The 25,310-nt window shown below is 40.5% G+C and carries 23 protein-coding genes; 10 read left to right on the top strand and 13 right to left on the bottom strand.

Annotated elements, in window-relative coordinates; genetic code table 11:
• Positions 1 to 155: 155 nt before the first annotated feature.
• Together INP95_RS03070 and xerC are read left to right on the top strand one after the other, a co-directional pair.
• Positions 156 to 590, top strand: coding sequence for a GNAT family N-acetyltransferase (locus tag INP95_RS03070; protein ID WP_070868226.1), 435 nt, complete (start codon positions 156 to 158; stop codon positions 588 to 590).
• On the top strand, positions 590 to 1,477 hold the full coding sequence (gene xerC / locus INP95_RS03065) for a tyrosine recombinase XerC (protein ID WP_014064388.1): 888 nt from the start codon (positions 590 to 592) through the stop codon (positions 1,475 to 1,477). The genes INP95_RS03070 and xerC overlap by 1 nt, the downstream gene beginning before the upstream one ends.
• A gap of 84 nt (positions 1,478 to 1,561) precedes the next feature.
• On the opposite strand, the gene lptD is transcribed toward xerC, so the two are convergent.
• Genes lptD through INP95_RS03035 form a run of 6 tightly spaced genes read right to left on the bottom strand, consistent with a single transcriptional unit; the run spans position 1,562 to position 8,337 of the window.
• Positions 1,562 to 3,904, bottom strand: a complete 2,343-nt coding sequence (gene lptD, locus INP95_RS03060) for an LPS assembly protein LptD (RefSeq protein ID WP_197560882.1) — start codon at positions 3,902 to 3,904, stop codon at positions 1,562 to 1,564.
• A 46-nt stretch (positions 3,905 to 3,950) separates the two neighbouring features.
• Positions 3,951 to 4,502, bottom strand: coding sequence for a DNA-3-methyladenine glycosylase I (locus INP95_RS03055; RefSeq protein WP_178162546.1), 552 nt, complete (start codon positions 4,500 to 4,502; stop codon positions 3,951 to 3,953).
• Positions 4,499 to 5,317 (bottom strand): shikimate dehydrogenase, encoded by an 819-nt coding sequence (gene aroE / locus INP95_RS03050; RefSeq protein ID WP_197560881.1) that lies wholly within the window; start codon positions 5,315 to 5,317, stop codon positions 4,499 to 4,501. Before aroE ends, INP95_RS03055 begins: the two co-directional genes overlap by 4 nt.
• Positions 5,318 to 5,320: 3 nt before the next feature.
• Positions 5,321 to 5,872 (bottom strand): L-threonylcarbamoyladenylate synthase type 1 TsaC, encoded by a 552-nt coding sequence (tsaC, locus tag INP95_RS03045; protein ID WP_197560880.1) that lies wholly within the window; start codon positions 5,870 to 5,872, stop codon positions 5,321 to 5,323.
• A complete protein-coding gene (locus INP95_RS03040) occupies positions 5,869 to 6,411 on the bottom strand; it encodes a DNA topoisomerase family protein (protein ID WP_197560879.1) in 543 nt (180 codons plus the stop codon). The genes tsaC and INP95_RS03040 overlap by 4 nt, the downstream gene beginning before the upstream one ends.
• A gap of 9 nt (positions 6,412 to 6,420) precedes the next feature.
• Entirely contained in the window at positions 6,421 to 8,337 is a 1,917-nt protein-coding gene (locus tag INP95_RS03035) for an ABC transporter ATP-binding protein (RefSeq protein WP_197560878.1), read from the bottom strand.
• Positions 8,338 to 8,477: 140 nt separating this feature from the next.
• On the opposite strand from INP95_RS03035, the gene INP95_RS03030 reads away from it, so the two are divergent.
• Entirely contained in the window at positions 8,478 to 9,515 is a 1,038-nt protein-coding gene (locus tag INP95_RS03030) for an LLM class flavin-dependent oxidoreductase (RefSeq protein WP_049384665.1), read from the top strand.
• 53 nt (positions 9,516 to 9,568) lie between these two features.
• Here INP95_RS03030 and glpE read toward each other — a convergent pair whose 3' ends face one another.
• Genes glpE through ilvY form a run of 3 tightly spaced genes read right to left on the bottom strand, consistent with a single transcriptional unit; the run spans position 9,569 to position 11,673 of the window.
• Complete coding sequence (gene glpE, locus INP95_RS03025) at positions 9,569 to 9,886, bottom strand: thiosulfate sulfurtransferase GlpE (protein WP_049373687.1); 318 nt, start codon at positions 9,884 to 9,886, stop codon at positions 9,569 to 9,571.
• Positions 9,876 to 10,763 (bottom strand): EamA family transporter RarD, encoded by an 888-nt coding sequence (rarD, locus tag INP95_RS03020; protein WP_049384667.1) that lies wholly within the window; start codon positions 10,761 to 10,763, stop codon positions 9,876 to 9,878. Before rarD ends, glpE begins: the two co-directional genes overlap by 11 nt.
• Positions 10,764 to 10,794: 31 nt before the next feature.
• Positions 10,795 to 11,673: an HTH-type transcriptional activator IlvY gene (ilvY, locus tag INP95_RS03015; protein ID WP_197560877.1), complete on the bottom strand. Its 879-nt coding sequence runs from the start codon at positions 11,671 to 11,673 to the stop codon at positions 10,795 to 10,797.
• Between the two features lie 162 nt (positions 11,674 to 11,835).
• Here ilvY and ilvC point away from each other — a divergent pair, with 162 nt between their 5' ends.
• From ilvC to INP95_RS03000, 3 genes are all read left to right on the top strand, one after another.
• On the top strand, positions 11,836 to 13,317 hold the full coding sequence (gene ilvC / locus INP95_RS03010) for a ketol-acid reductoisomerase (protein ID WP_197560876.1): 1,482 nt from the start codon (positions 11,836 to 11,838) through the stop codon (positions 13,315 to 13,317).
• A 70-nt stretch (positions 13,318 to 13,387) separates the two neighbouring features.
• Positions 13,388 to 15,541: an autotransporter outer membrane beta-barrel domain-containing protein gene (locus INP95_RS03005; protein WP_197560875.1), complete on the top strand. Its 2,154-nt coding sequence runs from the start codon at positions 13,388 to 13,390 to the stop codon at positions 15,539 to 15,541.
• A 55-nt stretch (positions 15,542 to 15,596) separates the two neighbouring features.
• Positions 15,597 to 16,283 carry an rRNA large subunit pseudouridine synthase E gene (locus INP95_RS03000; protein ID WP_197560874.1) on the top strand — a complete coding sequence of 229 codons (687 nt, stop codon included), beginning with the start codon at positions 15,597 to 15,599 and terminating at the stop codon, positions 16,281 to 16,283.
• Positions 16,284 to 16,285: 2 nt separating this feature from the next.
• Here the strand turns inward: INP95_RS03000 and INP95_RS02995 are convergent, their stop codons facing one another.
• Positions 16,286 to 17,095: a hypothetical protein gene (locus tag INP95_RS02995; protein WP_197560873.1), complete on the bottom strand. Its 810-nt coding sequence runs from the start codon at positions 17,093 to 17,095 to the stop codon at positions 16,286 to 16,288.
• A 63-nt stretch (positions 17,096 to 17,158) separates the two neighbouring features.
• Positions 17,159 to 17,842, bottom strand: a complete 684-nt coding sequence (locus INP95_RS02990; RefSeq protein ID WP_070583749.1) for a 2,3-diphosphoglycerate-dependent phosphoglycerate mutase — start codon at positions 17,840 to 17,842, stop codon at positions 17,159 to 17,161.
• A 186-nt stretch (positions 17,843 to 18,028) separates the two neighbouring features.
• Here INP95_RS02990 and envC point away from each other — a divergent pair, with 186 nt between their 5' ends.
• Complete coding sequence (gene envC, locus INP95_RS02985; protein WP_197560872.1) at positions 18,029 to 19,261, top strand: murein hydrolase activator EnvC; 1,233 nt, start codon at positions 18,029 to 18,031, stop codon at positions 19,259 to 19,261.
• Complete coding sequence (locus INP95_RS02980) at positions 19,261 to 20,103, top strand: divergent polysaccharide deacetylase family protein (RefSeq protein WP_197560871.1); 843 nt, start codon at positions 19,261 to 19,263, stop codon at positions 20,101 to 20,103. The genes envC and INP95_RS02980 overlap by 1 nt, the downstream gene beginning before the upstream one ends.
• Before the next feature lie 48 nt (positions 20,104 to 20,151).
• Here INP95_RS02980 and INP95_RS02975 read toward each other — a convergent pair whose 3' ends face one another.
• Both INP95_RS02975 and INP95_RS02970 read right to left on the bottom strand, forming a co-directional pair.
• Positions 20,152 to 20,781, bottom strand: a complete 630-nt coding sequence (locus INP95_RS02975) for a response regulator (protein WP_005694852.1) — start codon at positions 20,779 to 20,781, stop codon at positions 20,152 to 20,154.
• Positions 20,782 to 20,962: 181 nt separating this feature from the next.
• Positions 20,963 to 23,467, bottom strand: a complete 2,505-nt coding sequence (locus INP95_RS02970; protein ID WP_049373703.1) for a class I adenylate cyclase — start codon at positions 23,465 to 23,467, stop codon at positions 20,963 to 20,965.
• Positions 23,468 to 23,603: 136 nt separating this feature from the next.
• On the opposite strand from INP95_RS02970, the gene hemC reads away from it, so the two are divergent.
• Positions 23,604 to 24,536 (top strand): hydroxymethylbilane synthase, encoded by a 933-nt coding sequence (hemC, locus tag INP95_RS02965; protein ID WP_049373705.1) that lies wholly within the window; start codon positions 23,604 to 23,606, stop codon positions 24,534 to 24,536.
• A gap of 9 nt (positions 24,537 to 24,545) precedes the next feature.
• Positions 24,546 to 25,307 (top strand): uroporphyrinogen-III synthase, encoded by a 762-nt coding sequence (locus tag INP95_RS02960; RefSeq protein WP_049373706.1) that lies wholly within the window; start codon positions 24,546 to 24,548, stop codon positions 25,305 to 25,307.
• The last annotated feature ends 3 nt before the right edge of the window (positions 25,308 to 25,310 follow it).

Raw genomic sequence — 25,310 nt, 5'->3', positions numbered from 1 at the left:
CCAAACTTTGAACAGATTTCTTTGTGCAAAATCACATTTTGAAAATTTTTTTGGGGAAATGATGATTATTTTGTGCTAAAAAGCTACAATCTACTGTACGGAACCGATAAAAAATAACCAATTTTATAAATAAACGGAAAATAGGTCTGGTAACAATGAAAATTTTCAAAGCCGAACAATGGAATATAGAAGTGCTTGCTCCACTCTTTGAAGCCTATCGACTTGCCAACGGAATGAGTGAAAATCCTGACCGCACTTTAACCTTTCTAACAAATCGTATGCGTTTTAATGAAAGCATGTTTTTTATTGCTGTAAACGAAAATGCACAAGCGATTGGCTTTGTTCAACTTTATCCTCGCTTATCTTCTTTACAACTACAACGCTATTGGCAATTAACTGATATTTTTGTCAAAGAAGATAAACATCAAGCCGAGATTTATGCAGCGCTTATTTCTAAAGCAAAAGAGTTTGTCCGTTATACACAATCTAACCGTTTAGTAGCGGAATTAAGCCAAGCTCAACAGAGTATTTTAGAACGCGAAGGATTTAAGCTAAACACGAAAAAAAGTTTGTTTGAATTAACTCTCTAATGCATACGCTCCTCAATCAATATTGGGATTACTTGCGAATTGAACGCCAAGTAAGCCCACATACCCTCACTAATTATCAACATCAACTGGATGCCATTTTAGCGATTCTCGCTGAAAAAGGTATTCAGCACTGGCAGCAAGTAAATCCAAGCGTGGTTCGCCTTATTTTGGCGGAAAGCCGTAAGCAAGGTTTAAAAGAAAAGAGCTTGGCATTACGCTTATCTGCTCTTCGTCAGTTTTTCAGCTATCTTGTACAACAAGGGCAAATGAAAGTGAATCCGGCAACGGGTATTTCAGCACCGAAACAAGGCAAGCATTTACCGAAAAATATTGATGCTGAACAGGTCCAAAAATTGCTTTCAAATGACAGCAAAGATCCCATTGATTTGCGTGATCGTGCCATGATGGAATTGATGTATAGTTCAGGGCTTCGCTTATCTGAATTGCAAGGCTTAAATCTCAATAGCATTAACACCCGTGTACGTGAAGTAAGAGTGATTGGTAAAGGAAACAAAGAACGTATTGTGCCTTTTGGACGCTATGCTTCTCATGCAATTCAGCAATGGTTGAAAGTACGCCCTTTATTTAATCCAAAGGATGACGCCCTTTTTGTGAGCCAACAGGGAAATCGCCTTACTCATCGCTCTATTCAAAAACGAATGGAAACCTGGGGCATTCGACAAGGATTAAACAGCCATCTCAATCCGCATAAACTGCGTCACTCTTTTGCCACTCACATGTTGGAAGCGAGTTCAGATTTGCGGGCTGTTCAAGAGCTTTTAGGACACAGCAATTTGTCCACCACGCAAATTTATACGCATTTAAATTTCCAACATCTTGCAGAAGTGTATGATCAAGCCCATCCTCGAGCAAAACGAAAAAAATAAACAAAGTGCGGTCAAAAATCATCGTCTTTTTTAACCGCACTTCTAAACAAAAAGGCTACCTTCTGGTAGCCTTTATTCATTTCACTATAAGCTAAACGCTTGAATATAAGGCAGTTTACCTTTCTTCAGCATATCTTCAATACCGCTTTGATGGTCATTTTCACCTAAACCACGTAATTCGAAGGTGACACCAACGCTGTTGTCATAAACCACTTGGTCATTACGTTGGTTTTGGCGACTCGTCACATAACGTCTCGCCCCTACGCCAACAGACCAACAGCACGAGTTATATTGCACACCTACATATTGCTCAACTGGCTTTTTCAACGCAATATCTTGATAATATTTTCCCACAAGCGCCCAATTATCTGAGACTTCCCATGCAGCCACAACGCCAATCTGTTTAATGTCTTGTTGGTAACGGTTAGCAGAAGCACCCAAGTTTTGGTTGATGTACTCTTTGCTCGCATAACGATAATTTAACTGAATCAGATTATTCTTCATCGGGTTAAATTCCAAACTACTATTTGCTAAGGAGGCTTTATCTAGCAATGTATCGTATTGGTAGCTACCGCGCCAATTCCATTTATCGCTAATTTTCCAGTTAGACTCCAAGGCCCAAGAAGAAGAGGATTTTGGCGTACGATTACTTGGATTATCATCAATTCTGGAGGCGGTTAAATAATAAATTTGCCCTGCTGAGAAATTAAAACGCTCATCGGCATTTTTATCATAAAGACGAGTTGTACCACCAAGCGTTATCTGGTTAGCAGATGAAATACGGTCTAAACCACTATAACGACGATCGCGGAATAATGAATAATAATCTTGCTGAACTAAAGCGGAATCATAACCAAAGCCAAGATAGTCATTAACTAACTTAGAACCAATATTGCTTTGATCCTTATATGGTCGATATAAGTATTGTGCGCGTGGTTCCAGTGTTTGTGTATAGCCATCAAATAAAGTTTTGTTGGTGACTAAAACTGTTTGTAAATCTACTTTTAATTGTGGCAATACACGATTTACGGATTTTTGTACCTCTTCTGCAGCAGAAGAAGAGCCTTTCTTCTGATTGTAATGCGTTGCATAAAGTTTGGTTTCAATATTCAAGTTTCCGTATTTATTTGACATTGCTGTAGACAAGCTTGGTTCAACATGAAAACGCCATGCTGTCGGCATCAAGGTACTATCATTATCAAAACGTACTGCTTGTGAGAACAACTTGAAATCTACCCAACCGTTCGCCAAATCATTTTTGTAATAATTAAAGTCGATTTGTGGCATTGCACGGTAAGGCCCCACAGAAACTTCATCAAAAATTTGGAATTGACGCGCAGAAATCGCAAAGTTGTAATTTGGTTTATAGTAAGCAATACGAGCATATTGGTTCGCGTAACCATCAGTACTGCTACCATAATCGGAATCAAAATCAGTAAAATAACGTTTATCACTTACCTTAGTGTAATCAACATTTAAACGCCAATTTTCAAGAAAAGAGGAAGTATGGTTCCAATAGAATAAATGACGCTTACGGCTATCGCTAGTATATTCATCATAACGATCACGTCCTAAATATTCTCCCGCAAGTTTACCTTCACCAACAGGTGTTAAATAACGGAATTCACCATTTAATTGCCAGCCACGACGAGACATATATTTTGGTGCAAATGTGGCATCGTAATTTGGTGCAATGTTCCAATAAATTGGTTGTTTATACCAATAACCATCACGGCTAGAATGACCGACTGTTGGCATTAATAAACCTGAACGACGACGATCACCAATCGGTAATTGTAGATAAGGAGTATAGAATACTGGCACACCTAATACTTTAAAACGTGCATGCCAAAATTCAGCATATTCTTCTTTGATGTGCTGACGGATCTCAGAGGCATCCACCGCCCAGGCATTATCATCTGGCAAACAAGAGGTAAATGTCGCGTTTTTCATTACGCGATAATTATCACCTAACTCAATTTCTTGTGCTTTACCGCGACCTTGACGTCCTACAAGTTGGTAGTCAGCATCGGTGACGTTACCGTTTTTGCTATCTAAATTAAAACTCGCATCATTACCTAATAGATTAATTTGATTATCTTTGTAATCAAATCCGCCTCGCAAATAAGCCCAGCGTTGAGTTTGATTGCCCTCACCTGTTTGCTTGACTTCAACTGAATTCCCTACCAAATGGCGGTTTCCTTGTTTCAAATCCACATTGCCTTGATAAATTGCCTGAGTTGGCTGATTAATCTCTGCTTTATCTGCTTCAATATAAACTGGCAAATTATTGGCATCACCTTTCACGACCTCACCAGTAAAATGAGGCACACCAAGCAAACATTGAGAATGCAGATCGGCCAAACTTTGTTGACTATAAAGTGCGGTCAGAATTGAGATTGAAATTAAGGTATATTTTTTATTCATAATTCAGTTCTTATTCAGATGAAATTAGGGGGATTATACTGGAATATCACTTACAACAACAGCCATTTATATGGTCGTTAACTAACCCCATAGATTGCATAAAGGCATAACATGTGGTTTCCCCAACAAAGATAAAACCACGTTTCTTCAACGCTTTTGACATTGCTTTTGAGATTTCAGTTCTAGCGGGCACCACAGAAATATCGGGGACATCATTGATAATCGGTTGATGATTCACAAACGACCACACAAAATCACTGAAATTTTCACCGCACTTTTCCATGGCTAGATAGGCTTTAGCATTTTTTACAATGGCTTCCAGTTTTGCCCGATGGCGAATAAGTCCGGCATTTTCCATACAACGATCAATATCCTGTTCGGTCATTTGCGCGATTTTGGCAGGATCAAATTGATGGAATGCAGCCCGATAGGCTTCACGTTTTTTCAATACAGTAATCCAGGAAAGCCCCGCCTGTTGTCCTTCTAAACAGATTTTCTCAAACAGTTTTTGGCTATCAAATTGTGGTTTACCCCATTCCTTATCGTGGTAGTCGATATAAATCGGAAGTTCGCCCACCCAAGGGCATCTTGTACTCATGCCATATCCTTTTTGAGTTGTTCATAGATTGCGATAAAATCAGGCATCACCCCGCGCCACAAATGGAATGAATGGGCAGCTTGCGCCACCAACATACCAAAACCATCGCTGACATTATTCAGACCTAAGGATTTGCAGTAGGCAATAAAAGGCGTGTCACTACCTTTGGCATATTGCATGTCATAACAGGCGCGGGACAACGATAAGATTGATCCATCAACAGCGGCGGTATGTCCGCTTAATCCGGCCGAAGTTGCATTGATCACTAAATCGTAGGTTTGCGCGGGAATCGCATCCATCGCGACAGCTTCAATTGTGCCGTAAGGCTTGAACTTATCTGCCAGTTGTTGCGCTTTTTCTAGCGTGCGGTTAGCCAAGACAATCTGCTGTTGTGCTTCTAATAAAGGCAGTAATACCCCTTTGGTTGCCCCACCAGCACCTAAAATTAAAATGCGTTGTTGAGGCTGAATCCAACCTAAGCGTTGTAAATCCGTCACTAAACCAATGCCATCGGTATTGTCCGCATAGAGTTTGCCGTTAGATAATTTTTTTAATGTATTACAAGCTTCTGCCAGTTTCGCCCGTTCGCTATGTTCTTCAGCAAGCGCATAGGCGCGTTCTTTGAATGGTGCAGTGATATTGCAACCTTGTGCCCCTTCATAAAAAAAGGTCTGTAATTGCTGCTCAAAATCCTCAAGATCACCTAATTTGGCAACATATTCCATCGTTTGCTGGGTTTGCTTGGCAAATAAGCGGTGAATTAACGGGGATTTACTTTGAGCAATTGGATTGCCCCAAACGGCATAGTGCTGCATATCTTATCCTTGTCTGAAGAGTTGGTTTGTGAGCAAATCACGAATTTCCGATGGATTTTGTGCTTGGCCGACTGCATCATCAAGCACGGGAAAATCTGCCCCAAATTGGGAACGCACGGCATCTGCGCTGCGGCAAGGTGATTGACCGGTTAAGTTCGCACTGGTCGAGGTGAGGGCAAAGCCTGTTTTTTCGCACAAGGCTTTGACGGCTGGATGAGTACATAAACGCACCGCAATGCTATTAAATTGCCCCGTCAGGAAATGTGGCACCTCTGTCTTTGCCGGCACCACCCAGGTGATCGGATGCTCATATTGTTCCTGTAAGCGCGCAAGTCGTTCGTCTGATAAATGGGAAAAATCGATAAATGGCTGTAAAAAATGCAAGCTCGGTGCGACCAAAATAAGACCTTTTTCAATCGGACGCTGTTTTAAATCGAGCAATTTTCTGACCGCACTTTCACTTAGCGGATTACAGCCCAAACCGAATACTGCCTCAGTAGGATAGGCAACCACTTCATCTTGCATTAAACAGGCGGCAATTTGTTGTACATTCATTTTTCGTTCTCAAAAATATGTCGACAGCTTTTATTTGCACATTGCCACACTTGGTGTTCGGCATTTTCACTTTTTAGTAGAGCGAGTGGAAAATGGCATTGTGGACAAGGCATGACATAGGGTTTTGCGGGCAAGGAAAATTTGCAATGGGGAAAGTTATCGCAGCCATAAAAGATTTTCCCTTGTCGTCCGCGACGAGCAACTAAATGTCCTTTATGGCACTCTGGGCAGTCAATGGATTGTTCATCATCCTGTTGCTCATGTACCACAAAATCACAATCGGGATAATGGCTACAGCCAATAAACATCCCAAAGGCACCTTGTTTGAGTTGGAGTGGATTACCACATTGAGGACAGGCCTCATCAAGCTCCTTCAATACCTTATTCTCCACCTTATGTAGAGGACGCAAATAATCACAGGCGGGATAGGCTGTACAACCTAAAAACAGTCCTTTTTTACCCTGTTTCATTTGCAAAGGCGAGCCGCATTGTGGGCAATATTCTTCGTGTTTTGTGTGTTGGAAAAGACTTTGACTCATACGCTGTCCCTATGCTTGTAGCATTGCTTCCAATTCTTCCTGGGCCGCTAACCAATCCATTTCGACTTCTTCCAATGCTTTCTTCACCTCTACTTGCTGTGCCAAAAGTGCGGTCAATCTTTCTTTATTTTCCGCACTGTATAGCTCGGAATCAGCCAATTGGTTTTCAATCTCCGCAAGTTTGGAGGCTTGCTTATTCATTTTTTCCTCCAATTGAGAAATTTGTTTACGAAGAGGTGCGGTTTGTTGGCGAAGTTCGGCCTCACGACGTTTTTGTTCCTTGCGGTTTTGCATGGAATTTTCATTGTCGTCATTTTTCTCCGAGGATTTATTTTCTGGTGCGCAATTTTGTTCATTCAGCCATTTTTGATAATCCTCTAAATCACCTTTGAATTCTTCCACTTTTTTATCGTGTACCAAATAGAATTCTTCTACGGTATTACGTAGTAAGTGGCGATCGTGAGAAACCACCACCAAAGATCCCTCGTAATCCACCAGCGCTTCGGTCAATGCCTGACGCATATCCAAATCCAAATGGTTAGTTGGTTCATCAAGCAGTAATAAGTTTGGACGTTGCCAAACAATTAGCGCAAGTACCAAACGAGCTTTTTCTCCACCGGAAAAGGCTTTCACTGCTTGGTTAACTTTGTCACCATGGAACGCAAAACTCCCAAGATAATCCCGTACCTGTTGCTCCGTTTGCTCCGGTGCGAGTTTCTGCATGTGCCAGAGAGCGGATTCATCTGCATGTAAGGTATCAAGCTGATGCTGAGCAAAATAACCGAGTTGCACGCCTTTAGCTAATTGTACTGTACCGGAAAGAGCGGTGAGCTCGCCAGCTAACAATTTGATTAAGGTTGATTTTCCTGCACCATTTTTCCCGAGCAAACCAATGCGTGAACCCGGTACTAAATTCAGCTTAATTTTACTTAAAATTTCTACCGCACTTTCACCGTTGCCATAACCTGCGCTCGCCTGCTCAATCATCACTAAAGGATTCGGCAAGGATAGTGGTGGACGGAATTCAAAAGTAAAAGGATTATCCACATAAGCCGGTGCAATCAGTTCCATACGCTCTAAGGCTTTCATGCGGCTTTGTGCTTGTTTGGCTTTGGTCGCTTTGGCTTTAAAGCGGTCGATATATTTTTGTAAATGAGAGATCTTTTGTTGTTGCTGACGATACATCGCTGTTTGTTGTGCCAATTTGGTTGCCCGCTGCACTTCAAAGGAAGAATAATCGCCCGTGTATTCGTTAAGCTTCTGATTTTCGATATGAAGAATTTTCGTCACAATCGGATCGAGAAAATCACGGTCGTGGGAAATTAATACCAAGGTGCCTTGATATTGCACTAACCAACGTTCTAACCAAATAACCGCATCTAAATCTAAATGGTTGGTCGGCTCATCCAGCAATAATAAATCCGATGGACAAAGCAATGCTTGCGCCAAATTCAAGCGCATTCGCCAACCACCAGAGAAGGATTTCACTGGTTGAGCGATTTCTTCTTGGTTAAAACCTAAACCATGCAATAAGGAAGCCGCGCGAGATTGAATTGTCCAAGCATCCAAGGTTTCTAATTGCCCGTGAATGCGCGCAATCGCATGGCCATCATTACGTTCATTGGCTTCATTAAGTTCCTGCTGCAAACGGCAATATTCGCGATCCCCTTGAATTACATAATCAATGGCGGGAATATCCAATGCCGGCGTTTCTTGATTCACCCAAGATACCCGCCAGTTGGATGGATAAGTGACTTCGCCGCCCTCTGGCGTTAATTCTTTTTTTAATAGGGCAAAAAGAGACGACTTACCGCAACCATTCTTCCCCACCAAGCCGACTTTTTGTTTCGGATTGATGGTTGCCGTGGCATTTTCGAGCAATTCGGTTTGCCCGCGCTTTAGGGAAATATTATTAAATACAATCATTTTTTCGAATACATCTGAATTTGTGCCTATTTTGCAATATTTTTCCTTTTATCGGAACTGTCTATTCCAATTTTATCGATGTTTCTGCCAGAAAAAAACGTGTATAATGACGCTCAACAAATCAATCATGAGGAAATAAAATGAAGCTCTCTATTCTTAATCTCGCCCCTGTTCGAGAAGGACAAACTTATTTGCAAGCCGTTGAGTCTATGGTAAGTCTTGCAAAACATTCTGAAAATATCGGCATTGAACGCTATTGGATTGCTGAGCATCATAATATGAAAAATTTGGTGAGTTCAGCGACCGCACTTTTAATTCAACATACGCTAGCCAATACGAAAACTTTGCGCGTGGGGTCAGGTGGTGTGATGTTACCGAATCATTCGCCGTATGTAGTCGCTGAGCAATATGGCACACTGGAGACGCTTTATCCAAACCGTGTTGAACTCGGTTTAGGCCGTGCACCAGGAACTGATATGCAAACGGCTGCAGCACTTCGTCGTGGACGAAACAGTCTGGATTTCCCTGCGGAAATTGCAGAACTTCGCGGTTACTTTAAAGATTCCAACCCTGTTTCGGCTTATCCTTCCGCTGGCTTGAATATACCGTTTTACATTTTAGGATCTAGCACCGAAAGTGCGTATCTTGCGGCAGAGCTTGGCTTGCCTTATGCCTTTGCTTCACACTTTGCGCCACGCATGATGGAAATGGCGGTGGAGATTTACCGCAAAAACTTCAAACCTTCTACCTATCTTGCTGAACCTTATGTCATCTTAGGTGTGAACGCGATTGTTGCTGAAACCGATAAAGAAGCGAAACAACTGGCGACAACACAAACACTATTTTTCTTAAGCGTGGTGACTAACGCACAACAAAATTTACAACCGCCTATGGCTTCAGAAGAAGATGTTTGGAAAACTCAAATGCACGCCCAAAAGAAACCACACTTTGGCCCAGTCGATTTCGAGGAAATCCCGATTTACAACCAAGAGCGTGCAGTAGTGGAACAAATGACTGCTTGTTCGCTTATCGGTAGTCCTGAAAGCGTGGATTTTCAACTCAAGCAATTACGTGAACGAGTACATTTTGATGAAATTATGGCAGTGAGCTATATTTTTGATGAGCAAAAGCAAGCCCAATCTTACACGATGTTGAAAGCGATTGTGGATAAACAATAGCGAGACAAAAAGAAAAGTGCGGTGAATTTCACCGCACTTTAAATCAAAAAATATTAATAAGCCGTTTCTATTGGTAAACCGGCTTTCTCCCAGCCATCAAACCCACCAATGACGCTAAACACATTTTCATAGCCTTGCTCAACAAGGAAAGTTGCCACACTTCGGCTGCTCACGCCATGATAACAACTCACGATAATCGGGGAGTCAAAGTCCACCTGTTCTTCAAATTGTAAAAAGCTTTGGTTGGTTAAATGAAACGCCCCTTTCGCATGAGAATAGGTGAAACGTTGTGGATCCCGAATGTCTGCAAGCATGGCACCATTTTGCACCATTTCCCACGCTTGTTCCGGGGTAATTTCTTTAAACGACATGGTTTGTTCCTTTTGCGCGCTGTTTATACACGCCATCAAAAATAATCAGGCTCATCGCCAATACTAAACAAATGAATAATGGGTAGCTGTCCGCATCCATTTTCTCTCCAATTAAAAATGAAATAATCACCATCAAAATGGTTTCAACGTAGCCTAGAAGGCCAAGTAAATTCATTGGCAGCATATTGCTGGCGATCACGTAAGCAATTAATGCTGAACCACTAATGAGCCCGAGCAATACCAATAACCCCCAAATATTAGGATTCGATTCCTGCACGGTGGCAAAATCGGTTTGAAGAGCAAAGTAAACGCTAATCGGCAATAATGCGATCATTTCTAAGCAAAAGGCACCAAGATCGGTATTTTTTAAAGCTTTTCGTATGGAGAAATAGGTGGTGTAACCCACACAGATAACAATGGCTTCCCAAGATAATCCGCCTTTTAAAACGATGTTAGAAATCACCCCTACAGCCGCAATTAACACAGCAATAAATTTCAATGTTGAAATTCGTTCTTTAAAAATGATCCGTCCTGCGGCCACCATCACAATTGGTAACAATAAATAACCGAAAGAAACACTTAAGGAGCTGCCATTATTGGGTGCCCACAAAAAGAGCCACATTTGATAACCCATTAATGCGCCACAGGTGATATAGGAAAGGGCAAAGAGCGGTTGTTTTTTGATGCGTTTTATATGTTCCACTAATGCCTGTTTTTGCTTAAACATGATGACGGAAAGGGCAACGAAAGGGAATGTAAATAGCATTCGATAGCCGAAAATATCCGTGCCGCTAAGTGGTTTCAGCAGCGTGGAAAAATAATACATATAGCCAAATAAAAATGAGGCTAAAAGTGAAATGAGTACGCCTCTTAACATAATAATCCTTAGGTTAATTCTACTTATTATTCTAGTCTAACATCTCCCAAAATGCACGAATTAAGGGGTTTGCCAAATTTCTTTTTTGCACACAAACGCCCAAATCAAATGCTTCTACCGGATTATCCAAATTTAAACGGGAAACTTCTTTTGCCATCGGGTTATTATCAATCACTACATCGGGCAACATGGCTAGTCCAAAACCGAGCGCCACCATCGGCACGATCCCTTCGTGTCCTGCTACGGTGGCATAGATTTTCGGATGTTTAATGTGTTTGCTACGTAACCATTGTTCAATACGATGCCGTGCCATCCCATCCAATGGCAAAATAAAAGGCATTTGCTGCCAATTGATCGGTTCTTCCTGTAATAATTGTGTCGCCAAACAAGCCACGCGAGGCGCAATCAATGAAAGGGAAATATCATCGATCTTATAAAACGCTACTCCCGTCGGCAGATTATTCGGTTTCCCAGCTAAAGCGAGATCGACTTGTTCCGATTGGATAAATTGCACCGCTGAAGCGGGGTCACCTGTGGTTAGTTGAATTTCAACCTTTGGATAACGAGAGCGAAACTTGGCTAATACCTGTGGCAAGTGGCTATATGAAGCCGTTACCGAACAAAATAAACGTAACTCTCCGCTCAATTCCGCTGAGTTATCCCGAAGCTGACGCTTAAACTGTTGCCAGTTTTGCCATTCTGTTTTCGCAAATTGCAAAAATTTCTCACCTTGTTCGGTTAAACGCACTTGTCGATTATCACGAATAAATAAAGGCTGTTCTAATTCTTCTTCCATGCGTTGAATTTGACGTGAGAGCGTAGAGGGTGACATATAATTTTGCGTAGCGGTTTTTGCAAAATTTTGTGTATCCGCAAGATGAAGAAATATTTGAAGGTCTTGAAAGTTCATATGTATCGGTAAAAGTAAATGACATTGCAAAAATTGCAACACTAAGTGCAAATAATATCACTTTACGCAACAACTAAAAACCTTATAATCCACTTCACAACAAAAAACTATATTCAAACACAACCTCATACACATTAATCAACATCATAGAAAGGGTGAAAAATGGCTAACTATTTCAACACATTAAATTTACGCGAAAAATTAGACCAATTAGGTCGTTGTCGTTTTATGGATCGCAGCGAATTTGCTGACGGTTGCAACTACTTAAAAGGCAAAAAAATCGTTATCGTAGGTTGTGGCGCACAAGGTTTAAACCAAGGTCTAAATATGCGTGACTCTGGCTTAGATATTGCTTATGCATTACGCCCTGAAGCGATTGCAGAAAAACGTGCATCATTCCAACGTGCAACCGAAAACGGCTTTAAAGTGGGCACTTACCAAGAATTAATTCCAACAGCAGACTTAGTGATTAACTTAACACCAGACAAACAACACTCTAAAGTGGTGGCTGATGTGATGCCATTAATGAAAAAAGATTCTGCGTTCGGTTACTCACACGGTTTCAACATCGTTGAAGTAGGTGAGCAAATCCGTGAAGACATCACTGTGGTGATGAGTGCACCAAAATGTCCAGGTACTGAAGTGCGTGAAGAATATAAACGTGGTTTCGGTGTACCAACATTAATCGCGGTTCACCCAGCAAATGATCCACGTGGTGAAGGTATGGCAATTGCAAAAGCATGGGCTGCTGCAACCGGTGGTGACCGTGCGGGCGTATTAGAATCTTCATTCGTCGCAGAAGTAAAATCTGACTTAATGGGTGAACAAACCATTCTTTGCGGTATGTTACAAGCAGGTTCTATCGTATGTTACGACAAATTAGTTGCAGACGGTAAAGATCCAGCATACGCAGGTAAATTAATCCAATACGGTTGGGAAACGATTACTGAAGCCTTAAAACAAGGCGGTATCACATTAATGATGGATCGCTTATCAAACAGCGCAAAATTACGTGCATTTGAACTCGCTGAGCAAATCAAAGAAAGCCTTGGTTTCTTATATTACAAACACATGGATGACATCATCAGCGGTCACTTCTCTGCGACTATGATGGCTGACTGGGCAAACGGTGATAAAGACTTATTCGCATGGCGTGAAGCAACCGGCAAAACTGCCTTTGAAAACGCACCAAAATCAGACGGCATCAAAATTTCTGAACAAGAATACTTTGATAACGGCGTATTAATGGTAGCAATGGTGAAAGCGGGTGTTGAATTAGCCTTTGATGCAATGGTAGCAAGCGGTATCTATGAAGAATCAGCTTACTATGAATCACTTCACGAATTACCGTTAATCGCTAACACCATCGCACGTAAACGCTTATACGAAATGAACGTAGTAATTTCTGATACTGCAGAATACGGTAACTACTTATTCTCTAACGTAGCAACCCCAATTCTTGCAAAAGAAATCATCCCAACCTTACAAAAAGGTGACTTAGGTGAACCTACACCAGCAGTTGCTATCGACAACATCACTTTACGCGATGTAAATGATGCAATCCGTAACCACCCGGTTGAATTAATCGGTCAAGAGTTACGTGGTTATATGACAGATATGAAACGTATCGCAGTTGCAGGTTAATGATTAAATCAGTAAAATTCAAGCCAACTTATTCAATAAGTTGGCTTTTTTATAATCCAAAGGAATTCATATGAAAAATAATAAAATTTTTAACCGCACTTTTAAAATAAGTTTAGTCACTGCAGCTCTTGGATTGGTAAATTCAGCGCTAGCAGCTGACGTAGCTTGTAATAGTAGTGGTGTGACTATTACAGGACAAAGTGGAGCTGTGTTGAATCAATGTTCGATTAATCCAACCAGTCCAACAAATGGTCCTGAATGGGGGTCTCTCTCTGCTGTAAAAATGACAAACTCAAGCGGACAATTAAATAATGTTAATGCTTCACTATCTATTCCAGCAAATAGACACAGTTCTTTTGTGGTAATGAATATCACTAATTCCACAACTGAAATCAATGGTGGAACCTATAGTATTACTAATCCTAACAATGCAGATGCTAATGGTTATTTATTTGAGTTAAATAATTCAACGGTAACCATGCATAACTCAAAAGTCTTGATGGGTGATAACAACCAAGACTCCATATTAGAGGCATTTGCTCTGAATCAGAAGAGTAAATTAACATTAAACAATGTGAATGTAACATCAAACAATGATAGTTCTATTTTTGTATATGAAGCGGAGAATCAAGCTCGGCCAGAATTGATCGTTAATAATTCCAATGTTTCAATTCCTCAAGGTGGAATCATTGCTTTAAGATCTGGGGTTGGCGAAGTTATCAACAGTCACTTCTCTGCGACCTTTAATAACTCAACAATAAATGGAGGTATGCTTGCTAGTGGTGAAAATGTTAAATTTAATGATGCAGAGAGCATTACAGAAAATATCCAACTAACCTTCAATAATTCTACTGTTTCTGGAGTTACTACTACCGATAGCAACAGTGCACTCAATTTAAACTTAAATAATAGCAATTGGACAACGAAAGCTTTCACTGATGAAGATGGCGTGGTTCAAACAACAAGCTTAACTAATTTAGATCTTAATAATGGCGTAGTAAATTTAGCCAATGATAACTACCAAGGTATCATTATTCGTGGCAACCTCACTGGCTCAGGCACATTCAATCTAAACACGAATATCGCTGAAAACAAAAGCGATAGAATTGTTGTTAAAGGTACTGCCGAAGGTAATCATAAAATTGGTGTAACTAATCAAGGCGCGAATGTTGCTGACGGTAAAGTAACTCTTGTAGAAACCAATGGTGGTAATGCAGCGTTTAGCTTAACCAACCCAAACAACCGCGTAGATTTAGGGGCTTACCAATACTTCTTAACAAAAGAAGGAAATAATTGGGTATTAGCACATTCTAAAAATGCAGTCACATCAAATGCTCCAGTATTGCCAAGCACACCATTACTTTCATCCTTAGCGAATGCTCAAGTTTCTCTTCGCCAAGCACAATTGCTTGTAGTAGAAGATGACTTAAGTGGCATTCATCAACGTCTAGGTGAAGTGAAAAATGGTGAAAAAGGCAATGTGTGGGTTCGCAATGTGAATTCTCGCCAAAAATTAGCCGCACTTTCGACTGGTGAGAGTGAAACTTCTGGCTTTAAACAAAACGTACATAGCGTACAAGTGGGCGCTGATGCTGCTGTAACAGATAATCTCCGTGTTGGTGGATTTGTTGGTCGTAGCCAAGCTAACGTTGATTTCAATGGTCATTACGGTGATGGCAAAGTAAGAAGCAACAGCGTGGGCTTATATGCAGCTTACCTTGGAGATAACGGTATTTATGTAGATAACATTGTGAAATACAGCCGTTTACACGCTAACTCAGATCTCACCGAAAAACGTCATTACAATGCTTATACGATTTCGAGTGAATTAGGTAAACGCTTTAGCCTTGCGAATGATTGGACAATTACTCCGCAAGCACAATTAGCGTGGACACATATTTCATCACAAGAGAATGAAGATAGCTTATCTTCTGTGTATTCTCGAATTGGTTTACGTGTAGCGAAAGGCTTTGCATTAAGTAATGGTTGGAATTTACAACCTTACGCAGAAGTGAATGCGATTACGAGTAAAAACCGTAGCAGCAAAATTCATTACGCAAACAGCGCGCTTGATGTTGCAAGCAGCCGTGGACGTTTTGAAAGTGCGGTCGGTTTAAATGCTGGATTTGCAAATCATCGTTTTGGTTTAGAAGTAAGCCGTGCTGACGGTAAAAACTTCGACAAACCTTATGCAATTCAAGCAGTTTATCGCTATCAATGGTAATATAAGAGGGCGGGTTAAAATCCGCCCTTTTTTTCTTTTTTACTCAATAAATAATATGTCAAAACCTTTCCCTTCTCACTCATTTACAACCAAACGAACGGCAAAATCCACTCGTTCATTTAAGCCTAAAGCGAAGCCACTTACATTAGAACAAACAATCGTTGTTTTATTTAACAAACCTTTTGATGTGCTGACACAATTCACCGATGAAAATGGCCGAGCGGCATTAAAAGATTTTATTAATATTCCCAATGTGTATGCGGCAGGGCGATTGGATCGTGATAGCGAAGGGTTACTGATTTTAACGAATAATGGTGAAGTGCAACATCGTTTGGCGGATCCTAAGTTTAAAACAGAAAAAACGTATTTTGTGCAAGTGGAAGGTATTCCTGAAGAAACGGACTTAGACAAACTCCGCAAAGGCGTTGAATTGAAAGATGGAATGACAAAGCCGGCAAAAGTGCGGTTGATTTCAGAACCAGATTTTCTATGGCCTCGCAATCCACCTATTCGTGAACGTCAAAGTATTCCAACGAGCTGGTTGGAAATCAAAATTAGTGAAGGGCGTAATCGACAAGTGCGTCGAATGACGGCACATATCGGCTTTCCGACATTACGACTCATTCGTTACCAAATGAGCCATTTAACACTTGATGGACTAAGTAATGGCGAATATCGCCGTTTGAATGAAGAAGAAATGCGTGCGTTATTCAAACAACTTCATTTAAATAACGCACGTTAAGATTAGAAACGTTGAGCAGGTTGTGCGTTTTCAACTTGCACGAAAAAGCCTTTATCATTCAAGATAATGCTGTAATCGGTAACATATTTAATGCCGTTGGTTTCCACTATCGCATTACAGCTACGAATGCCTTGTTGTGGATAAGATTGTGTTTCTCGGGCTTGCGTAATTTGTTTCACTGTCATTTGGGTGTTAGTAGCTGCACCTTGTTTTTTAAAGGCATCAGATAATACCGCAAAAACTTTTGAATCATTACATCTTGGCACAACGACGGATTTTGTCACAGTATTCGCTGTTTTTTGTGCAACAGTTTCCACGCTATTTTCAGTCGCTTTTTCAACGGCTTTTGGTTCCGCTTTCTTCACTTCTGTTTTAACCGCTGGTGTTTTTTTAGCAATCATTTTTTCAGGTTTAGCTGATTCTTTAACTGCACTTTGTTTGCTTTTCACTACCGTCTTTTTGTCTTTTAGTGCAGTTTGCTTCGTTTTTTCTACTGGCTGTTTGCTTTTCGTTTTTGTCGGCTCTGCTTTAGCGGCTTTATTTATCGTTTTATTTTTTATTTTTTCTTTTTTCGTTACCGCTTTTTTCGCTTCGACAATTTTAGCTGGCTTTTTCGCTTCTGCTTTTTTGGCATCTGCTTTCTTTTTAGCTGTTTTAGCTACAGTTTTAGACGTAGTGGCTTTTTTTGCTTCTACTTTTTTAACTGCCGTTTTCACTGACTTAGTTTGAGTTGATTTTGCCGTATGATTTGGCGATGCAGCAAAGGCCAAAACAGGCAACAAGGCAAAAATCACCGCGAGTAATTTTTTCATCCGTTATTCTCCTTAAACAAAAAGTGCGGTCAAAATTAACCGCACTTTGAAATCATTTATAAATTAAAGATAGTAGTGTTCTACGTAGTTTAATTTATCATCAAGTTTTAACACTAACGGTTGACCGGTTGGGATTTCAAAATCCATGATTTCCGCATCAGAAATACCGATAATGTGTTTTGCTAATGCACGAAGTGAGTTACCGTGCGCCACCACTAAAACACGTTTACCAGAAAGCATTGCTGGAGCAATTTGATCTTCCCAGAATGGTAATGCACGTTCTAAGGTTAATTTTAAATTTTCTGCGTTTGGTACAACATCAGATGGGATGTTTGCATAACGACGGTCGTTATGAGCAGAGTTTGGATCTTTCGGATCTAAATCTGGAGGGGAAATATCATAAGAACGGCGCCAGATATGAACTTGTTCGTCACCGTATTTTTCTGCTGTTTCTTTTTTATCTAAGCCTTGTAATGCACCGTAGTGACGCTCATTTAAACGCCAGTTTTTCACTTGAGGAATCCATAATTGGTGAGATTCTTCTAACACGATGTTACAGGTTTTGATTGCACGAGTTAAAACAGAAGTGAAGGCAATATCAAATTCATAGCCTTTCTCGAACAATTTTTTACCCGCTGCTTTTGCTTCTTCTACGCCGCGCTCGGTTAAATTCACATCACGCCAACCGGTGAATAAATTTTTTGCGTTCCACTCACTGAAACCGTGACGAATGAATACTAATTCCATAAGGATCTCCTAAGTATTAATAAAAAATGAATGGCTCTGTTATAGCAAAAAATCGTTATGTTTAAAAGTAAAAAGGCGGCATTTACTGATCTTTCGCAAAAAAACGTCTGTAAACTTTTAGCCACTTAAAAATAATGCTAGTATTTAAGCTTTATTCGTCTCTTAATTTCTCTCAAGTTTAGATGTATGCAGCAAAGCAATTGTAGAAAAAAAATCTTATCAAAACTGACCGCACTTTTTGCTTGTGGTCTGCTTGGCTTTTCATCTTTCGCGCAAGGCAACGATCTCAACCAGATTCAAAAACAAATTAAACAACAAGAATCGAAGATCGCCGAGCAAAAACGCGCACAAGCTAAACTCCAAGCCAGTCTTAAAGATCAAGAAAGCAAAATTAATAGCGTTGTCGGTGAATTACGTGAAACAGAATTAAGCTTAAAAGAAATTCGCAAGCAAATGGCGGAAACCGAAAAGCAAATCAAACAATTAGAAAAGCAAGAGCGTGTGCAAAAAGCGAAGCTCGCAAAGCAAGTAGATGCCATCTATCGTTCAGGTGTAAATCCTTCTACCTTGGAAAGAATGCTTTCAGAAGATGCGAAAAAAGCGGAACGCATGAAAGTGTATTATCAGCACTTAAACCAAGTTCGCATTGATATGATTAACAATCTGAAAGCGACACAAGAAAATTTAGCAAAACAACGCGAAGCGATTTCAGGCCAACAAAAAAATCATCGCGATCAACTTTCTACGCAAAAGAAACAGCAGCAAGAATTACAAAAAGCGCAACAAGAACGTCAATCTACGTTAAATGAACTCAACAAAAACTTAACGAAAGATCAGAATAAGCTGGAAACGTTGAAAGCGAATGAAAATGCCCTTCGCCAAGAAATTCAACGTGCAGAACAAGCCGCTCGCCAACAAGAACAACGTGAGCGTGAAGCCCTTGCGCAGAAAAAACAAGCAGAAGAAAAACGGACCTCAAAACCTTATCAACCAACCGATCAAGAGCGTAAGTTGATTAATAGTACCAGTGGTTTAGGTACGGCTGCACGTCAATACAGTCGTCCAGTTTCGGGCCCGACGTTGTATTCTTTTGGTTCAATCCAAGCGGGTGAAGTGCGCTGGAAAGGTATGGTTATCGGTGCACCAACAGGTACAGCGGTAAAAGCCATTGCAAGTGGTCGTGTTATTCTAGCGGGTCATCTTAATGGCTATGGTTATATGGTGATTGTTAAACACGGTGACAGCGATTTGAGTTTGTATGGTTTCAACCAAGCGGTATTTGTAAAACAAGGTCAGCTGGTATCTGCGGGACAAACCATCGCACAAGTGGGTAATACGGGTGAACTCTCTAAACCGGCACTTTACTTTGGTATTAGCCGTAAAGGGGTGCCTATGAATCCGGCTGGGTGGATTAAATAATGGCAAGGTTCTTTCAAAGTGCGGTCAAAAATACGATTATTTTTTCAACCGCACTTTTCTCTGCTTTTACTTTTGCACAAGGCAAACTGGCTATTGTGATTGATGACATTGGCTATCATCCGAAAGAAGATGCCGAAGTTTTAGCCATGCCAAAAGAAATCTCCGTTGCGATTATTCCAGCTGCACCCTATGCCAAAATACGCAATCAAGAAGCAAAAGCACAAAATCACGATATTCTCATTCATATGCCGATGCAACCGGTCAGCAATATTAAAATTGAAGAAGGTGGTTTGACTTTAGGCTTGTCTGAAGCGCAAGTGAATGATCGAGTGCAAAAAGCGAAAGCTATTGTGCCAAATGCCATTGGAATGAATAATCATATGGGCAGTGCAGCCACTGCTGATGCCACATTAATGACCTATTTAATGACCGCACTTCACGAGCAACATTTATTCTTTTTAGATAGCCGTACTATCGGAAAATCAGTCGCGGGAAAAATAGCAAAAGAACAAGGCGTACGTGTATTAGATCGCCATGTGTTTTTAGATGACAGTGATAATTTGGCAGATGTTCAACGCCAATTTCAAAGTGCAATTCAATATGCGCGTAAACATGGCACAGCCATTGCTATTGGACACCCTCGCCCAAATACTGTGGCTGTATTAAAAGCGGGAATAAAAAATTTACCCGATGATATTCAATTAGTGAGTATGGGCAGTTTATGGCGAAATGAAAAAATCTTGCCACCTAAACCATTTATCCTAATTTTTAATGATATTCCTGCACCAACCTCAGTTGAGCCATTTGAGCCAATCCCTTTATTGCGAGGCGTACCGAGATAACAAAAAGAGCGGTTAAAAAACCGCTCTTTTTTATGATTTGAAACTTGCCTATCGACCATTTCGTTCAAAGAACAAGACGGTTGCTGCAACACGTGAATGCACGTTAAGTTTACGAAGTAAATTACGAATATGGACTTTAACTGTTTCTTCCGAAATGAAAAGTTGGCCCGCAATTTGTTTATTAGATAAACCTGTTGCGATTAAACGTAATACATCCATTTCACGATCGGTGAGAGAATCCATTGGATCAACAGTATGTTTGCGTTCTAAAAGAAGATTTTTAATCGAATCACTTAAAATCACTTCACCTTGTGCAATACGTTTAATTTGCTCAAGTAGCACATCTGGCTCAGTATCTTTCAATAAATAGCCATCAGCACCCGCATCGATGAGAGTGAAAATATCATTTTTCGCATCAGACACAGTTAAGATCAAAATTCGTGCATCAACACCTTCTGCACGCAAGCCTTTAAGGGTATCTAAACCAGAAAGACCTTTCATATTCAGATCTAAAATGATTAAATCCGGGGATTCTTGAATCGCAATGGAAATGCCTTCTGTACCGCTTCCTACATCGGCAACGACTTCAAAATTCTCTTCTAATTCAACTAATTGTTTGATACCACGACGCATTAATGGATGGTCGTCGATAATTAATACTTTTAACTTTTCTTGCATAATATTCTCCAAGAGATAAGCGGACAAACATTCTATCGCCTGAAGGCGAAAACGTCCACAGCCTTAGATTATTTCTCAATAGATTTTCGAACGAAGGATTCTATCGGGATTTTGCCTATCTTCCAATGCATAATTTGCAGATAAATTTGATTTACCTCAAACAATGCTTGTTTTGATTGAGCTATTCGCAAGTCCTTTTGCTTTTAAATTTGAACGGCATAATACGCATGCCACTTTCTGTCGGATGCAATTGATAAAATTGAGGATAATTAAAATTCCGTTGCACCATTTTATACGGATTTTTACAATCTTTCGAGCCGAGTGATTGATAAATCTGATTCACTTCACGCACTTTATCATCTTTTGAACCTTCACATTGACGATAAATTTCGAGACGATTCTTTTCATCTAACAAATAAACGTTAAAGCTATTATCGGCATTATCCTCAAAGAAGAATTGTAAAAAACCTTCACTGGCAAACAAATCAATTTCAGGCGGATATCGACGGGCCTCTGGAATAATTTCTTTTTCTTCCAACTGAGTCGGTAAAACGTCCTCAAAATTGACCGCACTTTCTTTTCCACCATCAATAGGTTGCAAACTGATCCCTTTTTCTTCAAAGAAGAATTGCCAGTTTTTCCCTGCCACACGTAAACGGGAGTGCGTTGTTGGGCGACTGTCGCCTAATTGAATACTGATACAACGGTTTACAAGTACGCTCACTAAGTTTCGCAATGTGCGGTTGTAGTGTTTACTGTAACAGAAAACCTGTATAGAACGGGGCTGATTCACACCTTGATCAATTTTATTAGAAAGCACTTTTAAGGCAAGCAAAATCGCATTCTGCCCTTCAAAATGTAAAGTTCGAATTTCATTCCACACATTACGGTAAGTGAAATCAATGCTGCCGACCAAACTCTGTTCTAACTGACCAAAACTAAATAAATCACTTGGTGAAATATTGGATTTAAGTTCTTCGACTTGGGCAGTTGGGTCATTAACTAAGTTCACTGCAATAAATAGATCGCGGATTTCACATTGGGACGAAAGCGCCTCATTTGTTGGAGCTTGACCATTTGTATGCGGGAAAAACAACCGTAAATCGGCGACAAAATTACGTAAAGTGAGTTGGTCGATATTTTGACTGATTAAGTGCAAATGAGTTTCAGCGGTCAACAAGCGATTAAAATAAGCCCATGCGACGACTTTATTTAAACTTTCACCGTATTCAATCACACGTTCTTTCGAGAACATCATATGATGTGGTGGCTGATTCACCATATACCACCCATCCTTAAAATTCTTATTGCCGAGAACTTCGATAAATGTGAGGTGTTCTTCTGTTAAGTTATAGGAAATTTGTGAGTTTAGTAACGTAATTTTACCCGGCAATTCTTCAAAGGCAGTATAAAGTTTGCGAGAAAGCACCGTAATATCTTGCGGGATCACGCTAGAATTAATTTTATGTTTGCGTGCAAAATCCACTAGATTTCGATAACTCATCATCAAGAAATTCACCAAATTATTGTGACTTTCTTTCACCCGTTTAATTTTCCAATTTGGACGCAGATCTAATTCTTCAATACGTTCTTTTGACCAACCCCATTCTTGGGCCATCATTTTCATATAAGAAATACGCCAGTTTGAGGCGTGATATAACGCAAAGTCTTCTGTGGCTTTCACGTAAAAACAAGAACGTACAAAATCAAGACGCTTAAATTCTGAATGTGCGGTCAAATATTGGCTAATTCTCTCTAAAATCGCAATATAAGGATCGAAATGATGTATAGCCGTGCTGTGACCAGAAAGCAAATCCTCTTTAAATTGGCGAGCAATTAACTGGGCATTTGGGTATTCTTGGGCATAGGTTTCCAACAACAAGATTTTCATCACCGACTTATAAGGTGAATCAATACCTTTATAAAGTTGCCATAAGCTCGCACCAAAATATTCACTGGCTGAGAATTGTCCTAATCCACCAAAATCTACCCAATCATTTGGATTAAGCTCACCAGCCGCGACTAAACGCGCAACTTCGGCCTCATATTGCTTTTCATCTTCCACCCACAAGTGAGGCCACAACAATGGTTTACCCGCAAGACGTACAGCGGAACGATAAAATTCTTCCAATAACAACATATATTGGGCAGAACCACTGTTTTCTTTAGTTAATGGATCGGAATAACGTTCGTTACGGAAACGTTGTTGTGTCATCAAATAGAAATGCATTTCCACATGATATGTGGATGCCCATTGGCTAATTTTCTTCGTTTTTTCCGCTAAGCGCTGCTGTTCTTGTTCAGATAAATCATCTTGATGGCAGATCCAAATATCCAAATCCGAAGCTGAAGTTTGGCTAATGGAGCCAAAACTCCCCATCACATAAATACCGAAGATCGGTGCAAAAACAGCATCAGAATTGACCGCACTTTGCACGTCTTCGACAAGTTCGGGATGTTCTTTTGAGAGAAAATTTTGCTGATAATTGGAAAGAGTAAAATCGGCAATGCCTGCTGGGGCATCTTCCACATAACCCGGCAGAGCAGGATGATTAAGATGCAACAACAGCGGCACTAAAGAGACGATGTGTCGGAATGCATCACCTGAGCCCAATAATGCTCGATCAAAACGACGCTTGTCTAATGTTTCAATACATTTTCGGGCTTGAGTGAAATCGTATTTCAAGGCTTCCTACCTATGACCAAATAATTGGCGTTAATGTACCACTTACCTAGTCGGAAATCAAAAATTTAAATGATCTGACTTTTTGCCCTAAAAATGGTAGCATAGGCCATATTTCTATTTAAAATCAGCGGTATTTATGGCAGCACTTAAAACCTTAAAAATTGCGACCCGTCAAAGCCCTTTAGCGCTTTGGCAGGCGAATTTTGTAAAAGATCAATTAGAAAAATTTCACCCAACACTTTCTGTTGAATTAGTTCCGATGGTGACAAAAGGTGATGTAATCTTAGATTCTCCTTTAGCTAAAATTGGTGGAAAAGGCTTATTTGTTAAAGAGTTAGAAAACGCTTTACTTGAAAAACGTGCTGATATTGCCGTCCATTCAATGAAAGATGTGCCTATGGAATTTCCTGAAGGTCTAGGCTTAAGTGTGATCTGTAAACGTGAGGATCCACGTGATGCTTTCGTGTCTAATACATACCGTTCATTAGATGAATTGCCACAAGATGCTATTGTTGGAACATCAAGCTTGCGTCGTCAATGCCAATTAAAACAATTACGCCCTGATCTTGATATCCGCTCCTTACGTGGCAATGTAGGAACCCGATTAAGTAAATTAGACAATGGCGAATACGATGCCATTATTTTAGCCTCAGCTGGCTTAATTCGTTTAGGGCTAGCGGAACGTATTGCCTCATTTATTGAAGTAGAACAGTCGTTACCGGCTGCCGGACAAGGCGCGGTAGGCATTGAGTGCCGTGTTGATGATGAAGAAGTAAAAGCATTACTTGCTCCACTTTCAGATGCCACCACGACGACTTGTGTTTTAGCTGAGCGTGCAATGAATACCCGCTTACAAGGCGGCTGCCAAGTACCAATCGGTGGTTATGCTATTGAGCAAGATGGTGAAGTTTTCTTACGAGCACTCGTCGGAGAAACTGATGGCTCTGCGATTATTCGTGCGGAAGGTAAAAGTGCGGTTGAAAATGCCGAAGCATTAGGCGTGACCATTGCTGAACAACTTCTAGCACAGGGCGCAGATAAGATTCTGGCGAAGATTTACTCAGCATAGGAAATCACCATGGCCGTACTAGTTACTCGCCCGGATGAACGAGGAAAAGCCCTAGTTGACCAGCTGAATCAAGCCGGTGTGGTTGCCTTGCATTTGCCTTTACTTTCTATTGAAGCGGGTGCTGAGTTGGCTCAATTACCGACGAAACTTAATCAGCTAAAAAGTGGTGATTATGTGTTTTTGGTTTCAAAAAGTACTGTCGATTTTGCGGATAAAACCCTGAAAGATATTGGCTTTAGCTGGCGTCAAGATTTACAATACTTTACAGTTGGACATAGAACGGCGCAGCATTTTTCCTGTCAAACTGAATGTACTGTTCGCTATCCAATCACGTCGGAAAATACTGAAGGTGTATTAAATTTACCGCAAATGGCAAAATTAACAGATAAAAACTTGTTAATTTTACGTGGCAACGGTGGACGAGAATTACTACGTGAACAGACCACACTACGCGGTGCAACTGTTGAGACAGTCGAATGTTACCAACGCACGCCGATTAGTTATAATAACGAAGAGCAAACCAGTATTTGTATTCGTTCTGGTGTGCAAACCCTTGTGGTCACAAGCCTTGAAATTTTGCAGGCGTTAATCAAATTTGTGCCTGAAAATGAACAAAATTGGCTAAAAAATTGCTGTTTAGTCACGGTAAGTCAACGCATTGCGGATGTCGCAATACAACAAGGTTGGCATAATGTGGTGGTTTCCGCTGGTGCGGACAATCAAAGTTTACTTAATACCTTACTTAATGAAGTAACTCCCCTTTCTCACTAAGGA

The sequence above is a fragment of the Haemophilus parainfluenzae genome, assembly GCF_014931375.1.
GTDB lineage: Bacteria > Pseudomonadota > Gammaproteobacteria > Enterobacterales > Pasteurellaceae > Haemophilus_D.
The sequence above is the reverse complement of the archived record's forward strand: the minus strand, read 5'-3'. Positions and strand labels throughout refer to the sequence as shown.

Excerpts from the sequence above, each read along its gene's own strand:
- INP95_RS03070 (WP_070868226.1), top strand. The coding sequence starts at position 156 with ATGAAAATTTTCAAAGCCGAACAATGGAATATAGAAGTGCTTGCTCCA.
- xerC (WP_014064388.1), top strand. The coding sequence starts at position 590 with ATGCATACGCTCCTCAATCAATATTGGGATTACTTGCGAATTGAACGC.
- lptD (WP_197560882.1), bottom strand. The coding sequence starts at position 3,904 with ATGAATAAAAAATATACCTTAATTTCAATCTCAATTCTGACCGCACTT.
- INP95_RS03055 (WP_178162546.1), bottom strand. The coding sequence starts at position 4,502 with ATGAGTACAAGATGCCCTTGGGTGGGCGAACTTCCGATTTATATCGAC.
- aroE (WP_197560881.1), bottom strand. The coding sequence starts at position 5,317 with ATGCAGCACTATGCCGTTTGGGGCAATCCAATTGCTCAAAGTAAATCC.
- tsaC (WP_197560880.1), bottom strand. The coding sequence starts at position 5,872 with ATGAATGTACAACAAATTGCCGCCTGTTTAATGCAAGATGAAGTGGTT.
- INP95_RS03040 (WP_197560879.1), bottom strand. The coding sequence starts at position 6,411 with ATGAGTCAAAGTCTTTTCCAACACACAAAACACGAAGAATATTGCCCA.
- INP95_RS03035 (WP_197560878.1), bottom strand. The coding sequence starts at position 8,337 with ATGATTGTATTTAATAATATTTCCCTAAAGCGCGGGCAAACCGAATTG.
- INP95_RS03030 (WP_049384665.1), top strand. The coding sequence starts at position 8,478 with ATGAAGCTCTCTATTCTTAATCTCGCCCCTGTTCGAGAAGGACAAACT.
- glpE (WP_049373687.1), bottom strand. The coding sequence starts at position 9,886 with ATGTCGTTTAAAGAAATTACCCCGGAACAAGCGTGGGAAATGGTGCAA.
- rarD (WP_049384667.1), bottom strand. The coding sequence starts at position 10,763 with ATGTTAAGAGGCGTACTCATTTCACTTTTAGCCTCATTTTTATTTGGC.
- ilvY (WP_197560877.1), bottom strand. The coding sequence starts at position 11,673 with ATGAACTTTCAAGACCTTCAAATATTTCTTCATCTTGCGGATACACAA.
- ilvC (WP_197560876.1), top strand. The coding sequence starts at position 11,836 with ATGGCTAACTATTTCAACACATTAAATTTACGCGAAAAATTAGACCAA.
- INP95_RS03005 (WP_197560875.1), top strand. The coding sequence starts at position 13,388 with ATGAAAAATAATAAAATTTTTAACCGCACTTTTAAAATAAGTTTAGTC.
- INP95_RS03000 (WP_197560874.1), top strand. The coding sequence starts at position 15,597 with ATGTCAAAACCTTTCCCTTCTCACTCATTTACAACCAAACGAACGGCA.
- INP95_RS02995 (WP_197560873.1), bottom strand. The coding sequence starts at position 17,095 with ATGAAAAAATTACTCGCGGTGATTTTTGCCTTGTTGCCTGTTTTGGCC.
- INP95_RS02990 (WP_070583749.1), bottom strand. The coding sequence starts at position 17,842 with ATGGAATTAGTATTCATTCGTCACGGTTTCAGTGAGTGGAACGCAAAA.
- envC (WP_197560872.1), top strand. The coding sequence starts at position 18,029 with ATGCAGCAAAGCAATTGTAGAAAAAAAATCTTATCAAAACTGACCGCA.
- INP95_RS02980 (WP_197560871.1), top strand. The coding sequence starts at position 19,261 with ATGGCAAGGTTCTTTCAAAGTGCGGTCAAAAATACGATTATTTTTTCA.
- INP95_RS02975 (WP_005694852.1), bottom strand. The coding sequence starts at position 20,781 with ATGCAAGAAAAGTTAAAAGTATTAATTATCGACGACCATCCATTAATG.
- hemC (WP_049373705.1), top strand. The coding sequence starts at position 23,604 with ATGGCAGCACTTAAAACCTTAAAAATTGCGACCCGTCAAAGCCCTTTA.
- INP95_RS02960 (WP_049373706.1), top strand. The coding sequence starts at position 24,546 with ATGGCCGTACTAGTTACTCGCCCGGATGAACGAGGAAAAGCCCTAGTT.